We start from the raw sequence: 13,673 nt of genomic DNA, 5'->3' as shown, positions 1-13,673 counted from the left end.
CGTGGAGGGATTCTGGATTGCTTCGCGTCGCTCGCAATGACGGGACACAGTCGGAAATCGGGTGGTTGTGGGTACGCCGGACTGCGAGGATGGTGGCATGACAGCAACAGCACGCAAATCACCTTATTCGCCGTCGATTGACCCCGCCGCCCGCGTCGACGCACTCGACTGGCCGCAGATCACCGGCGAGCTCGACACCCAGGGCTGCGCCGTCCTGAAGGGGCTGCTCACGCCAGACGAATGCCGCGACATCGCCGCACTGTACCCCGACGACGCGCGCTTCCGCAGCCGGATCGTCATGGGTCGCCACGGCTTTGGCCGCGGCGAATACAAGTACTTTTCCTATCCGCTCCCCGATCTGATCGCCGAACTAAGGCCGGCGCTGTATGCGCATCTTCAAGGCGTTGCCAACCGCTGGAACGAGGCGATGGGGATCGACATCCGCTATCCCTCGGGTCACGCGGCCTTCCTCAAGCGTTGCCACGACGCCGGCCAGGGCCGGCCGACGCCGCTGCTGCTGCAGTACGAGGCCGGCGACTTCAACTGCCTGCATCAGGACCTCTATGGCGAGCACGTGTTTCCGCTCCAGGTCGCGATCCTTCTCTCCGAGCCGGGACGCGATTTCACCGGCGGCGAGTTCGTGCTGACTGAGCAACGCCCGCGCATGCAGTCGCGTGCCGAGGTCGTGCCGCTGTCGCAGGGCGACGCGGTGGCCTTTGCTGTGCATCACCGCCCCGTGCAGGGGACGCGCGGCACCTATCGCGTTAATCTGCGCCATGGCGTCAGCCGGATCAGGTCCGGCCAGCGCCATACGCTGGGTGTGATCTTTCACGATGCAAAGTGAGCGCAACGATTGACGGCGGACCTATTTGACAGCCTGGCGGAGGCGCAGCCGACGTGCGAAGAGATCGCCGATGGCGCCGTGCTGCTGCGCGGTTTCGCAAAACCGATCGAAGACGAACTTATCGCGGCAGTGCGCGAGATCGTGGCGCAATCGCCGTTTCGGCGGATGACCACGCCGGGCGGCTATCAGATGTCGGTAGCGATGACGAATTGCGGAGAGCGCGGCTGGATCACCGATCAAACCGGCTATCGCTATGATGCGATCGATCCGCGATCCGATGCGCCATGGCCTGCGATGCCGGCTGTGTTCCGTGATCTCGCTCGCCGCGCGGCGGAAAGTGGCGGTTATGCCGGCTTCGCGCCCGATGCCTGCCTCGTCAACCGCTACGAGCCCGGCACACGGCTCTCGCTGCATCAGGACAAGGACGAGCTGGATCTTGCGGCGCCGATCGTCTCGGTCTCGCTCGGGCTATCAGCGATCTTCCTGTTCGGCGGCCTGTCGCGCAACGACAAGCCGCGCCGCTTCCGTTTGACGCATGGCGACGTCGTGGTCTGGGGTGGACCGAGCCGGCTTGCCTATCATGGCGTCGCGCCGCTCGCCGACGGCGAGCATGCGCTTCTCGGCCGGAAGCGGGTCAATCTGACCTTTCGAAAGACGCGCTGACGTCATTCCCTAAAAGTCCGCCCTCGTCTAAGCTTGCCGGCAAGGGGGCGGCGACATGACCACGGCACAGGCGTCGGCTGACGCGGGCGCAAGCGCAAGCGCCAACCGCACCGGTCTTTACCTGGCCGTGCTGCAATTGGTGTTCACGCTGGGCTGGACGACCTACGTCATCTATCTGCCAAAGCTCGCCGCGGAAGTCGGCATTGCGCCGGCAGCCGTGATCTTCATCCTGATGCTGGATCAGGCGATCTTCACCATGTCAGATACCGCAATGGGGATCGCGGCCGACAAGATCGCGCCCTTCGTCGGCCGGCTCGGCCTGTTCGTCGGCGTGCTGACCGCGATCTCCTGCGCGGCCTTCGTCGCGCTGCCCTTCGTGGCCGGCGCGGGCGCGGCGGCGCAAGGCTGGTTCATCGCGTTGATCGTGGTCTGGTCGATCACGTCCTCCGCGCTGCGCGCGCCGCCGCTGACCCTGCTCGGAAAATATCGCGGGAAGTCGCAGGTGCCGTTCCTCGCCGCGCTTGCCATGCTCGGCTATGGCGTCGCCGGCGCCGTCTCGCCCTATCTCGGCGTGGTGCTGCGCGAGCACGACGCGCGGTTGCCTTTCATCATCTCCAGCGCCGTGCTGCTGCTCACCGCGCTCGCGCTCTCGCGGATCGAGTACGACGTGGCGCGCGACACCACGCCGTCGACGCCGACTGAGGCGGCAAAGCCGCTCGGCATGGTGTCGATCATCTTCATCATCGCGATGATCGCACTCGCGCTCGGCTATCAACTGCACTTTGCGATGAACAGCGCGCCGTTCTACCTGCGATTTGCAAAACCCGACGAGTTGCAATGGCTCATGCCGGTGTTCTGGATCGGCTTCAACATCGCGATGTTTCCGGCGAGCCTCGTCGTCAAGCACCGCGGCGGGCTGATCGTGATGGGCGCGGCCGGCCTGTTCGGCGCGCTCGCGATCGTGGGCGCCGAACTCGCCGGCAGCCTCAACACGCTGATTGTTGCGCAGTTCCTGGCGGGTGCGGCCTGGGGCTGCATGCTGATGAGCGCGATCTCGGCTGCGCTGGCGATCGGCTCGACGGGTGCTGAAGGCAAGGTGACGGGCCTCGTCTTCTCGGCGTTGGCGCTCGGGACTTTTGCGCGCATGGCCGCCGTTGCAGGCGGCTTGCAAAAAATGCCGGACTACGCGCCGCTGCTGCACTGGGCGCCGGTCGCCTGCTGGTCGGTCGCAGGCGCCGGACTGTTGGTGATCGCCGCGGCGCGGCTTCAGGGCGCTGATGGAATCAAGGCTTCGGCGGGTGGATGAAGGCCCAGGGGCTGACTTCCGAATCCCGCGGCACTTCGATCGACAGCAGATACGGCCCGCCATGGGCGAGCGCCTTTTCCAGCGCGGCCTTGAAATGATCCGGCGAGGTCACGCGCGCTGCGCCGACGCCAAAGGACTCCGCGAGCTTCACGAAATCCGGGTTGACGAGATCGGAAGCGACGACGCGGCCGTCAAAGCGCTCGCGCTGGTCGCGGCGGACGTTGCCATAGGCGTTGTTGTTGAACACCAGCGTGACCACGCCGATGTTGAACTGCACGGCGGTGGAGAGCTCCTGCACGCCGAACATGAAACCGCCGTCGCCGGTGATCGCGACCACCGGCTTGTCGGGATTGGCGACCTTGGCGCCAAGCGCGGTCGGGAAGCCCGAGCCGAGCGTGCCCTGATATCCCGACGTGATGAAGGTGCGCGGCTGGTAGATCGGAAAACCGTACCAGGAGGCGAACCCGACCTGCGACAGCTCGTCGGTGACGATGGCGTTCGCCGGCAGCACCTCGCGCAAAATGTTCAGATAGGCCATCTGCGGCTGGATGCGCTGGATCTCGGCTTGCGCCGACGCGGTCGCATCGCGGATCGCCGCGCGGCGACCGGCGGTCTTGCTGTAGCCGGCCTTGCTCACTGCGGCCGCGAGGTCGGCGGTCGCGCTCTTGGCGTCGGCAATGATGGCTGTGTCGGCCGGATAGCGCCGCATCTCGACCGGATCGATGTCGATGCGGATGCATTTCAATCCATCCGGGCGGAAGGGCCAGCGCGACATGGTCGGCAATTCGAGGCGCGTGCCGATGCCGATCATCAGATCGGTCTTCGGCCAGAGCTTGTAGGCGGCCGCCATGGTCAGGCCGAGCTCATGCGCATTGGAGACAATGCCGCGGCCGCTGCGGAAGGCGACGACGGGCGCATCGATCATCTCGGCGAGCTCGAGGATTTCCTCACGCGCGTCGATCGCACCGCTGCCGACGAAGATCATCGGCGCCTTGGCCGCCTTGATCAGGGCTGCCGCCTGCTTCACCTGGTCGGGATCGGGCTGAGGTGCGGGCAGGGGCGCCAGCACCTTTGCGGTCGCCGTGTCCGCGCGTTGCGTAAAGACGTCCCAGGGCATTTCGACCGAGACGGGACCCCGGCGCCCGGACATCATCTCCTGGAAGGCGCGCGCGACCACGGTCGGTGCGTTGGCGGGATATTCGATGCGGTCGGCCCATTTCACATAAGTGCGCAAGGTCGCGAGTTGGTCCGGCATCTCATGCAGATGGCCGCGGCCCTTGCCGAGAAACTGCGTCGGCACCTGGCCGGTGACGCACAGCACCGGCTCGTTGCAGCCGAACGCGGTCAGCAGCGCCGCGCTGGCATTGAGGACGCCGGGGCCGGGCACCACGCTGAACACGCCCGGCCTGCCGCTGGAGCGCGCATAGCCGAACGCCATGTAGCCGCAGGCCTGCTCGTGCCGCGCGCCGATCACCTTGAGCTGCGCCTGATGGAACGCGTCGAACAGGCCGTAGACCTGCGCGCCGGGCAGGCCGAACACGGTATCGACACCATGCGCGACAAGGCCGCTTACGATCGCTTCGCCGCCGGTGAGGGTGGTCATTGCATCATTCCAATCTTGTTCAGGCTTCGTCGACGACGCCGTTGCGCAAGGTGCCGATGCCCTCGGCTTCGACCTCGATGACGTCGCCGGGCTTGAGATAGCGCGGCGGATCGAAGCGCGCACCGGCGCCGGTCGGCGTGCCCGTCACGATGATGTCACCGGGAACGAGCGTTGCGAAGGTCGAGATATAGTGCAGGAGGTAGCGGAAGGAGAAGATCAGCCGGCTGGTGCGATCGTCCTGGCGCAATTCGCCGTTGACATGCGTGGTCAGGCGGATGTCGGCAAGCTGCGACTCCTGCGCATAGGGCACGAGCCACGGGCCGAGGCTGCCGCTGGAATCAAAATTCTTGCCCTGCGTGACGTTGAATTTGGCGTGCCGCAGCCAGTCGCGGATCGAGCCCTCGTTGCAGAGCGTGACGGCCGCGATGTGATCGAGCGCCGTTGCTTCAGGGATACGCCGGCCGGCCTTGCCGATGACCAGCACGATCTCGCCTTCATAATCGAGCTGGTTCGATGCGTGCGGGCGCACCAGCGGCGTGTCATGGCCGACGAAGGAGCGGGGCGAGCGCATGAACATGCTCGGATATTTTGGCGCGTCCTGGCCGTCCTTGTACTCCGCATTGCGGTCGGGATAGTTGACGCCGATGCAGATGATCTTTTCCGGCGCAGGCACCGGCGGCAGCCAAATGATGTCACTGAGCGCATGATCCGGCGTGCGCCCGGCGGCTTCTTCCGCGAGGTTCTGGAGCTTGCCCGCCGCGATGACTTCCCGCAGTGTCGGATAGTCCTTGGCGTGGCGTGACGAGAGATCGACGATGCCGCCGTCGACGACGGCGCCATATCTGGTCGTACCCTTGACGGCGAAGGTGGCGAGGCGAGGTGATTTCATCACTCAGTCCGCCACCAGCACGTCGGCCACAAACTTTGGCTCGCGCACGGCCTGACCCGCGAACGGCGAGCCCTGCTCGAACCAGGAGCGCGGGGCCGGTGCGCCCCACAGCGTCTGGCGGCGCGGATCGCGCAGCGACCAGCGCAAAGGCTCGTGGTCGTGATCGCCGGTGAAATAGTCGCTGGTGTAGAGCTCGAGGCGATGGCCGTCGGGGTCGCGCACGTAAAGAAAGAACGCGTTGGAGATGCCGTGGCGGCCGGGGCCGCGCTCGATGTTCTTGACGAAGCCCGCGGACGCCATCACGTCGCAGAGATGGATGATGTTCATCGCCGTCGGCGTCCAGTAGGCAAAGTGGTGCAGCCGCGGGCCCTTGCCGTTGGTGATGGCAAAGTCGTGGACATTGCCCTTGCGATGCATCCAGGCCGCCGCGATGCGGCCATTGGGGCCGTCTTCCTCGGCATATTCGGTGAGGCGGAAGCCGAGCCGGGCGTAGAAGTCGACGGTGTCCTGCACCTCGGCGGCAAAGACATTGAAATGGTCGAGGCGCTGTGGATGGCAGCCCTTGTACAGATCGAAGCGGCGGAGCAGATGCGGCCGCCGGTCCATGGTCGCATAGAGCTCGATCTGGAAGCCGAAGGGATCAGTGAATTGCAGGGTGCGGCCCTGGAAGGGCTGGTCCGTGAAAGCATAGGTGAGGCCGTTCTCGGAGAGGAACGCGGCCGCCTTGTCGAGATCCCCATCGTTGCCGACCTTGAAGCCGAGCCGGTTGCAGGCTGGCACCGCGGCTTTGCGCAGCACCAGCGAGTGATGCTGATGTTCTTCTGCGGCGCGCAGGTAGACGACATTGTCGTCGGCGTCCTCGACATGAAGGCCGACCGTGGTCTCGTAGAATTCGCGGCTGAGCTTCAGGTCGGTCACGTCGAGCACGGCGTGGCTCGAACGGATGATGTTGAACGGCGGCTCGAATGTGTGTTGCGGAACGGGCATTGTGTTTCCCCTTGTCATTCCGGGGCGGCTCGAAGAGCCGAACCCGGAATCTCGAGGTTCCGGGTTCTCCGGGCCGCGCTTGCGCGGTCCCGTCGCCCCGGAACGACGAGTGTTACACTCCCAGTTTCTGAATCTTGTGCGTGCCCCGCGCGAGCGAGACATGCTTGGTTTCCATGTAGAAGTCGAACGAATAGTCGCCGCCGTCGCGGCCGATGCCACTTGCCTTCATGCCGCCGAACGGCGTCGGCAGATGGCGGACGTTTTCGGAGTTCAGCCAGATCATGCCGGCCTCCAGCGCATCGGCGACTCGCAGCGCGCGGCCCATGTCGTTGGTCCAGACATAGCCGGTCAGGCCATAGCGGACGTCATTGGCGATCTCGACCGCGTCTTTTTCGTCGCGGAAGGGGATGACCGTGAGGAACGGGCCAAAGACCTCTTCCTGCGCGACGCGCATCCTGGTTGTCGCACCCGTGACGAGGGTCGGTTGCACATAGTGCCCGCCGCCCGGGCCGTCATGGGGCTTGCCGCCGGCCGCGATGACAGCGCCATCCTCGCGCGCGACGTCGAAATAGGAGCAGACCTTTGCCAGGTGCCGCTCATGGATCAGCGGCCCGATCTCGGTCGCGGGATCGAGGGGATGGCCGACCTTCAGCGCCTTCACGCGCGCGGTGAGTTTTTCGGTGAATTTTTCCGCGATGTTTTGCTGGACCAGCAGGCGGCTGGAGGACGTGCAGCGCTCGCCGTTGAGCGAGTAGATCATGAACACGACGGCATCGAGCGCGCGGTCGAGATCGGCATCGTCGAACACGATCACCGGGTTCTTGCCGCCGAGCTCGAAATGCACGCGTTTCAGCGTCGCCGAGCCCTGCCGCATGATCGCCGAGCCCGTCGCGCTCTCGCCGACGAAGCCGATCGCCTTGATCGCGGGATGCTCGGTCAGGGCCTTGCCGGATTCCTCGCCAAAGCCGTGCACGGTGTTGAGCACGCCGTCGGGGACGCCGGCCTCCTTGACGAGCTTTGCCAGCATGTCTGCGGTCACCGGCGACCACTCCGCCGGCTTGTGCACGACGGTGCAGCCGGCGGCGAGCGCGGGCGCAATCTTCCAGGTCGACAGCATGAACGGCGTGTTCCACGGCGTGATCACGCCGACGGGGCCGATCGGCACGCGCGTCGAGACGTTCCAGTGCTCGTCGCTCGGCGTGTTCTGGCCGTCGCGCGCCTCGCCGCATTTGTCGGCGAAGAAGCGAAAGTTTTCGGCAGCGCGGATCGCGGCTTTTGCCATGAAGCGATAGGCTTGTCCCGTGTCGATGCATTCGAGCACGGCGATATCGTCGGCATTGTCCTCGATCGCGTCGGCGACGCGATGCAAGAGCTTGCGCCGCATCGCGGGTCCCATGTCGCGCCAGGACTTGAAGGCGCGCGAGGCAGCAATTGCCGCGCGGTCGATATCTTCGGCCTTGCCCCGCGCAACGCTCGCGAGCGTCGCGCCGTCGACCGGCGACTTCGTTTCAAACGTCTCGCCAGAGATCGAAGCAACGATCTTGCCGTCGATCATGTGGCCGATGCCCTCGGCGCTCAGCTTCTTCAGGAGCGGCGCGACGCGGTCGCGATTGGCCTGAAAAACATCGGTCTTCGGCGCGGGCTTATCCATGGGCGGCCTCCACCTTCAGGGCGTCGTGGATGTTGTTGCGCTTCCAGCTCGTTTCCTTGTCGTTGATCTGCATGTCGAACGACAAGGCAAACTTGCTCGCGGCAAAGACGGGATCGAGATGACTGGACAACGCGCGGAAGACGTGTTCGCCGGCCGCCTTGCGGGTGGGGAGATCGCGGCCCTCGCCGATGCGCAGCAGCATCGAGAGAAAGCCGTAGTCCTTCCTGCCGTCAGCGATCGCGTAGTGCTCGCATTTGATGGCGCGGACGCGGATGCCGCCGATGGGGAAGACGCCGGTCTCGGAGGCCGCCTTGCGCACGATCTCGCAGACCGCGCCGATGTCGACGCGCTCGTCGAGATTGGCCGAATATTCGATCGTGAAATGCGGCATCGCGGTTTCACTCCCTGTTTTTATTGACGGCGTTTTAAGCGAAGTAGCAGCTCACCGAGCCGTAGGCGCCATAGTCGGCTTGGATTGTGTCGCCCTTGCGGGTCTCGATCGGACGGATGAAGGAGCCGGCGAGCACGACCTGTCCGGCCTCGAGCGCAAGGCCGAGCGGCGCGATCTTGTTGGCGAGCCACGCGACAGCCGTTGCCGGATGGTTGAGCACGCCTGCCGCAAGCCCGGTCTCTTCCAACTGGCCGTTCTTGAAGCACAGCGCGCCGATCCAGCGCAGATCGGTTTCCGAGGGGCGGATCGGCCGTCCCCCGAGCACGATGCCTGCATTGGCCGCATTGTCGGCGATGGTGTCAAAAATCTTGCGCGTCGCCTTGGTCTTGGGATCGACGCGTTCGACGCGCGTGTCGAGGATCTCCAGCGCCGGCACGACGAAGTCGGTGGTGTTGAGCACGTCGAACATCGTGCAGTCGGGGCCCGCAAGGCGCTTGTTCATGATGAAGGCGAGCTCGGCCTCCACGCGCGTGGCGATGAAGCGGTCGGTCGGGACCAGCCCGCCGTCGGCAAAGAACATGTCGTCGAGCAGGACGCCGGAATCGGGTTCGTCGATATTGAGCGCGCTCTGCATCGCCTTCGACGTCAGTCCGATCTTGTGGCCTTTGACGGTGCGGCCTTCGGCAATCTTGGTGTCGACCCACGCCTTCTGAATCGCGTAAGCATCGGCGATGGTGATCGCGGGATAGTCCTGCGAGAGCTGGCGGATCTGCGTGCGCGTCTTCTCCGCCTGGTGCAGGCGGTTCGCGCAAGCCTGGATATCGTCGTTGGAAAGCGCCATCGGAGATCATACAAAGTGTGATGCCGGGGAGATACTTAACATGTTAAGTGAATTCGTCAAGCCGAATTCGCGCTTGCTGCACTGCAAACATTCTCGGCTGCGAGGACGGGGCATTTCGCAATGACCAGGAAGAAATCGGCCGATCCCGGCAATGGCGGCCACCCAGCCGTACGGCAGGTGCCGATGCGCGACTTCTCGCGCTCGCTGCCGATGTCGCTGCTGCGGGCGCGCGAGGCGGTCATGCGGCAGTTCCGTCCGTCGCTCCGCCAGCACGGACTCACCGAGCAGCAATGGCGCATCCTGCGTGCACTTGCCGCAATCGACACCGTCGAGGTCACGGAACTGGCGCGCACGGCGTTCCTGCTGGGGCCGAGCCTGTCGCGCATCCTGCGCGATCTCGAGGCCCGGCATCTGATCGAGCGGAAGACGGCGAAGGCCGATCAGCGCCGCAGCATGGTGTCGATATCGGAGAAGGGCGTGAAGCTGATGGCCTCCGTCGCGCCGACCTCGGAAGCCATCTACGCCGAGATCACGCAGCGCTTTGGCGCCCGTAAACTTGCGGAGCTGCAGGACATGTTGAGCGAGCTCGAGCTAAGTCTTGCCGACCTCGGTGGTGCTGATGAGGCAACCGCCGAGGAGTGAAGGCAGATATGCGGCGAGAATGATGGACATGGCCGGTTTTTTTCGCTCAAAGTGCCGGCCAAGCCGATCCCCCAAAATCGGTGCCGGGACGGATGACGCCGCGTCGAGACCGGGTCATTCGCTGGGAACAAGGTAGAGGCAAATAGACCCGTTATGGTCACTATCCAGGTTGAGAAGCTGATCGACTTCGTCGCTGATGTGTTTTCGCACGCGGAATCCTCACCCGAAGAAGCCAGACGCATCGCGACCTACCTGACCACAGCCAACCTCACCGGCCATGACAGCCACGGCGTGATCCGCGTGCCCGTCTATATCCGCTGGAAGAAGACCGGGAATGTGGTGCCGAACCAGACCGCTGAAGTGGTGCTCGACACGCCTTCGCTCGCGGTGGTCGACGGCAAGTTCGGCTACGGCCAGACGGTGACGCCGCAGGCGGTGAAGGTCGGCATCGAGAAATGCAAGAAGGCGGGGCTTGCCGCAGTCGCCCTGCGCAATGCCGGCCACATCGGCCGCGTCGGCGACTGGGCGGAGATGGCGGCCGCCGAGGGCCTTGTGTCCGTGCACTTCGTCAATGCCGCGGGCTCGCTGCTGGTCGCGCCGTTCGGCGGCGTCGAGAAGCGGCTGTCGACCGCGCCCTATTGCGTCGGCATTCCGCGGCCGGGCCAGGATCCCATCGTGCTCGACTTTGCGACCTCGATCGTGGCCGAAGGCAAGGTGCTGGTCGCAAGCCGCGGCGGCAAGAAGCTGCCGAAAGGCGCGCTGGTCGATTCCGACGGGACGCTGAGCGAAGAGCCGGTCGTGCTGTACGGACCCTACACATCAGATGGTCCGCGCGACCACACCAAGGGCACTGGTGCGATCCGCGCCTTCGGCGAGCACAAGGGATCGGGCTTGGCCTTCATGTGCGAGCTGCTCGGCGGCGCGCTGACCGGAACGGGCGCCACATCGGGGGGCCGCCGTTTCGCCAATGGCATGCTGGCGTTCTACGTCGATCCCAAGGTGGTCGACACCTCAAATCTCTTCGACGCGGAAGTAACGCGCTATACCGACTTCATCCGCGCGACCAAGCCGGTTGCCGGCGTCGAGCAGGTGCTGATCCCCGGCGATCCCGAGCGAAAGACGCGTGCCGATCGCACCAAGAACGGCGTGCCCTTGCCGGAGGATACCTGGGCGGCGATAGTGAACACCGCCCGCGAGGTCGGCGTCAGCGAGGTCGCGATCCAGAGGGCGACGAGTTAATTCAGTTCCGTCATTGCGAGGAGCCTCAAGCTCCGAAGCAATCCAGAGTGTTACCTCTAGAAAGATTCTGGATTGCTTCGCTTCGCTCGCAATGACGGTGAGCAAGAACAACAGGGAAGGACTTGAACGTGGCGAACAAAGTCAAAGAGATCTGGAAGTCGGGCAAGGCGGTGGTCAACGCGTGGCTTGCGATCCCCTCGGGCTTTTCGGCCGAGATGATCGCGCAGTGTGGTTTCGACAGCGTCACCGTCGACATGCAGCACGGCGTGCAGGACTATCTCTCGATGGTGCAATGCTTCCAGGCGATGGACAAGCATCCGGTGACGCCGATGGTCCGCGTGCCCTGGAACGAGCCCGGCATCATCGGCAAGGTGCTCGACGGCGGCGCCTATGGCGTGATCTGCCCGATGGTCAACACGCCGCAGGAAGCCAAGAACCTCGTCTCCTATTCAAAGTATCCTCCGCAGGGCGTCCGCTCCAACGGCCCGATCCGCGCCGGCATGTACGGCACGGCGGGGTCCTATCAGAAGACCGCGAACGCCGACACCATCCTGCTCCCGATGATGGAGACCAGGACCGCGGTCGAGAACATGGAAGCGATCCTCGATGTCGAGGGCATCGACGGCGTCTATATCGGACCGTCCGACCTCGGCTTCTCCTACGGCCTCGAGCCGAAGCTCGACCGCAGCGAGCCGGAGATCCTGGCGATCTATGAGAAGATCATCAAGGAGTGCGGCAAGCGCGGCCTCAACCCCGGCATCCATTGCAGCGGTGCCGAAGGCGCGGCGCGGGCGATCAACATGGGCTTCAAGCTGGTGACCCTGTCGAACGAGGTCGGTCTGATGACGACCTACGCGAAGATGCAGGTCAACGCGACCCGCAAGGATTCGGGCGGTAAGGCCTGAGCCTCTAATAGCCGGCACGCGGGCGTTGCTTCGCGCAGCCGGGTCATCTACGTCACGTAGCCCCGGATCGGCTGCACGCCAATGTGCAGCATCCGGGGCACGATAGTTTTAGCGAGCAAGGAGAACCTCCATGACCCCAGCTCCCGTGATCCGCCTGCATCCCGACGACGGCGTGGTGATCGCGCGCGCGAGCCTGCCGCCCGGCACCGTGGTCGCCGACGGCGTGAGCGCGGTCGAGCGAATTCCCTCCGGCCACAAGGTCGCGATCAAGCCGATCGCGGTGGGCGAGCCGGTCAAGCGCTATGGCCAGATCATCGGCTTTGCGACGCAAGCCATCGCGCCGGGCCAGCACGTGCACACGCAGAACTGCGGCATGGGCGATTTCTCCAAGGACTATGCCTATTGCGCCGACGTCAAGCCGACGCCGAATTTCGATCTGCCGGCGACGTTCGAAGGCATCCGCCGCCCTGACGGCCGCGTCGCCACGCGCAACTACATCGGCATCCTCACCTCGGTGAATTGCAGCGCGCATGTCGCTGGTCTCGTCGCCGACGTCTTCAAGAAGAATCCGTTCACCGGCGAGAATCCGCTGGCCGATTTCCCCAATGTCGACGGCGTCGTCGCGCTCACCCACAAGACCGGCTGCGGCATGACGCAGCACGAGCCGCTGGCGCTGCTTCGCCGCACGCTGGGCGGCTATGCGCGTCACGTGAATTTCTCCAACGTGATCGTGCTGGGGCTCGGCTGTGAGGTCAACCAGATCGGCGGGCTGATGGAGGAGCAGAAGCTGGCCGGCCGGCTCCGCGCGATGGACATCCAGGAAGTCGGCGGCACCCGCAAGACGATGGAGGCGGGCGTTGCTTTCGTGCGCGAGACGCTGGCTGACGCCAACAAGGTCAAGCGTGAGGCCGTGCCGGCGAGCGAGTTGACCGTGGCACTGCAATGCGGCGGCTCCGACGGCTATTCCGGCGTATCCGCCAATCCCGCACTTGGTGCGGCCAGCGATCTCATCGTCCGCCATGGCGGCACGGTGGTGCTCTCCGAGACGCCGGAGACCTACGGCGCCGAGCATCTGCTGACGCGCCGTGCGGTCAGCCGCGAGGTCGGCGAAAAGCTCGTCGGCCTGATGCGCTGGTGGGAAGAATACACCGAGCGCGAAGGCGCCGAGATGAACGCCAATCCGAGCCCCGGCAACAAGGCCGGCGGCCTCACCACCATTCTCGAAAAGTCACTGGGCGCGATGGCCAAGGCCGGCACCACCAATCTCGTCGACGTGCTCAACTATGCGGAAGCCATCACCAAGAAGGGCTTTGTGTTCATGGACACGCCCGGCTACGACCCGGTCGCTGCGACCGGGCAGGTGGCGGGCGGCGCCAACCTCGTCTGCTTCACCACCGGGCGCGGCAGCGTGTTCGGCTGCAAGCCCGCACCGTCGATCAAGCTTGCGACCAACACGGCCATGTACCAGCGCATGGAAGAGGATATGGACGTCAATTGCGGCACCATCCTCGAGGGATCCGAGACCGTCGAGGAGTGCGGCAAGCGGATCTTCGATCTCATCCTGAAGACCGCGTCGGGACAGCCGACCAAGAGCGAGAGCCTTGGTTTCGGCGGCGCCGAGTTCGCGCCCTGGGTGTTAGGGGCGACGATGTAAGCGGCGCGCATAGCCCGTGCCGTAGGCACGCCCTGCCGTTTGTTAGTGCTTGATCGTG

The 13,673-nt window shown here is 64.9% G+C and carries 13 protein-coding genes; 7 read left to right on the top strand and 6 right to left on the bottom strand.

The features are described 5' to 3' along the window. Positions 1–97: 97 nt before the first annotated feature. The 3 genes from KUF59_RS29780 to KUF59_RS29770 are packed head-to-tail and all read left to right on the top strand — an operon-like array spanning position 98 to position 2,813. Positions 98–844, top strand: a complete 747-nt coding sequence (locus tag KUF59_RS29780; RefSeq protein ID WP_212455758.1) for a 2OG-Fe(II) oxygenase — start codon at positions 98–100, stop codon at positions 842–844. Between the two features lie 9 nt (positions 845–853). After that, positions 854–1,507, top strand: coding sequence for a DNA oxidative demethylase AlkB (gene alkB / locus KUF59_RS29775; RefSeq protein ID WP_212455757.1), 654 nt, complete (start codon positions 854–856; stop codon positions 1,505–1,507). 55 nt (positions 1,508–1,562) lie between these two features. Then, a complete protein-coding gene (locus tag KUF59_RS29770; RefSeq protein WP_212455756.1) occupies positions 1,563–2,813 on the top strand; it encodes an MFS transporter in 1,251 nt (416 codons plus the stop codon). Here the strand turns inward: KUF59_RS29770 and KUF59_RS29765 are convergent. From KUF59_RS29765 to hpaH, 6 genes are all read right to left on the bottom strand, one after another. After that, complete coding sequence (locus KUF59_RS29765; RefSeq protein WP_212455755.1) at positions 2,791–4,416, bottom strand: thiamine pyrophosphate-dependent enzyme; 1,626 nt, start codon at positions 4,414–4,416, stop codon at positions 2,791–2,793. The two genes, KUF59_RS29770 and KUF59_RS29765, sit on opposite strands and share 23 nt — an antisense overlap. A 19-nt stretch (positions 4,417–4,435) precedes the next feature. Further along, positions 4,436–5,305, bottom strand: coding sequence for a fumarylacetoacetate hydrolase family protein (locus tag KUF59_RS29760; protein ID WP_212455754.1), 870 nt, complete (start codon positions 5,303–5,305; stop codon positions 4,436–4,438). A gap of 3 nt (positions 5,306–5,308) precedes the next feature. Further along, positions 5,309–6,292: a 3,4-dihydroxyphenylacetate 2,3-dioxygenase gene (gene hpaD, locus KUF59_RS29755; RefSeq protein WP_212455753.1), complete on the bottom strand. Its 984-nt coding sequence runs from the start codon at positions 6,290–6,292 to the stop codon at positions 5,309–5,311. 112 nt (positions 6,293–6,404) lie between these two features. Continuing rightward, positions 6,405–7,943, bottom strand: coding sequence for a 5-carboxymethyl-2-hydroxymuconate semialdehyde dehydrogenase (gene hpaE / locus KUF59_RS29750; protein WP_212455752.1), 1,539 nt, complete (start codon positions 7,941–7,943; stop codon positions 6,405–6,407). After that, positions 7,936–8,334: a 5-carboxymethyl-2-hydroxymuconate Delta-isomerase gene (locus tag KUF59_RS29745; protein ID WP_212455751.1), complete on the bottom strand. Its 399-nt coding sequence runs from the start codon at positions 8,332–8,334 to the stop codon at positions 7,936–7,938. The genes hpaE and KUF59_RS29745 overlap by 8 nt, the downstream gene beginning before the upstream one ends. A 34-nt stretch (positions 8,335–8,368) precedes the next feature. Continuing rightward, entirely contained in the window at positions 8,369–9,175 is an 807-nt protein-coding gene (hpaH, locus tag KUF59_RS29740) for a 2-oxo-hept-4-ene-1,7-dioate hydratase (protein WP_212455750.1), read from the bottom strand. 120 nt (positions 9,176–9,295) lie between these two features. Here hpaH and hpaR point away from each other — a divergent pair, with 120 nt between their 5' ends. The 4 genes from hpaR to KUF59_RS29720 all read left to right on the top strand — a co-directional run bounded on the left by hpaR (position 9,296) and on the right by KUF59_RS29720 (position 13,615). Beyond that, complete coding sequence (gene hpaR / locus KUF59_RS29735) at positions 9,296–9,817, top strand: homoprotocatechuate degradation operon regulator HpaR (protein WP_212455749.1); 522 nt, start codon at positions 9,296–9,298, stop codon at positions 9,815–9,817. 153 nt (positions 9,818–9,970) lie between these two features. After that, on the top strand, positions 9,971–11,056 hold the full coding sequence (locus KUF59_RS29730) for a malate/lactate/ureidoglycolate dehydrogenase (RefSeq protein WP_212455748.1): 1,086 nt from the start codon (positions 9,971–9,973) through the stop codon (positions 11,054–11,056). Positions 11,057–11,184: 128 nt separating this feature from the next. Next, positions 11,185–11,961 (top strand): HpcH/HpaI aldolase family protein, encoded by a 777-nt coding sequence (locus KUF59_RS29725; protein WP_212455747.1) that lies wholly within the window; start codon positions 11,185–11,187, stop codon positions 11,959–11,961. Between the two features lie 130 nt (positions 11,962–12,091). Then, on the top strand, positions 12,092–13,615 hold the full coding sequence (locus KUF59_RS29720) for a UxaA family hydrolase (protein ID WP_212455746.1): 1,524 nt from the start codon (positions 12,092–12,094) through the stop codon (positions 13,613–13,615). The last annotated feature ends 58 nt before the right edge of the window (positions 13,616–13,673 follow it).

It is taken from the genome of Bradyrhizobium arachidis, from assembly GCF_024758505.1.
GTDB classification, from domain to species: Bacteria; Pseudomonadota; Alphaproteobacteria; order Rhizobiales; family Xanthobacteraceae; genus Bradyrhizobium; species Bradyrhizobium manausense_C.
The sequence above is the reverse complement of the archived record's forward strand: the minus strand, read 5'-3'. Positions and strand labels throughout refer to the sequence as shown.

What these genes read in the sequence shown, in the direction of transcription:
- KUF59_RS29780 (WP_212455758.1), top strand. Translation starts at nt 98, where the DNA reads ATGACAGCAACAGCACGCAAATCACCTTATTCGCCGTCGATTGACCCC.
- KUF59_RS29770 (WP_212455756.1), top strand. Translation starts at nt 1,563, where the DNA reads ATGACCACGGCACAGGCGTCGGCTGACGCGGGCGCAAGCGCAAGCGCC.
- KUF59_RS29765 (WP_212455755.1), bottom strand. Translation starts at nt 4,416, where the DNA reads ATGACCACCCTCACCGGCGGCGAAGCGATCGTAAGCGGCCTTGTCGCG.
- KUF59_RS29760 (WP_212455754.1), bottom strand. Translation starts at nt 5,305, where the DNA reads ATGAAATCACCTCGCCTCGCCACCTTCGCCGTCAAGGGTACGACCAGA.
- hpaD (WP_212455753.1), bottom strand. Translation starts at nt 6,292, where the DNA reads ATGCCCGTTCCGCAACACACATTCGAGCCGCCGTTCAACATCATCCGT.
- hpaE (WP_212455752.1), bottom strand. Translation starts at nt 7,943, where the DNA reads ATGGATAAGCCCGCGCCGAAGACCGATGTTTTTCAGGCCAATCGCGAC.
- KUF59_RS29745 (WP_212455751.1), bottom strand. Translation starts at nt 8,334, where the DNA reads ATGCCGCATTTCACGATCGAATATTCGGCCAATCTCGACGAGCGCGTC.
- hpaH (WP_212455750.1), bottom strand. Translation starts at nt 9,175, where the DNA reads ATGGCGCTTTCCAACGACGATATCCAGGCTTGCGCGAACCGCCTGCAC.
- hpaR (WP_212455749.1), top strand. Translation starts at nt 9,296, where the DNA reads ATGACCAGGAAGAAATCGGCCGATCCCGGCAATGGCGGCCACCCAGCC.
- KUF59_RS29730 (WP_212455748.1), top strand. Translation starts at nt 9,971, where the DNA reads ATGGTCACTATCCAGGTTGAGAAGCTGATCGACTTCGTCGCTGATGTG.
- KUF59_RS29720 (WP_212455746.1), top strand. Translation starts at nt 12,092, where the DNA reads ATGACCCCAGCTCCCGTGATCCGCCTGCATCCCGACGACGGCGTGGTG.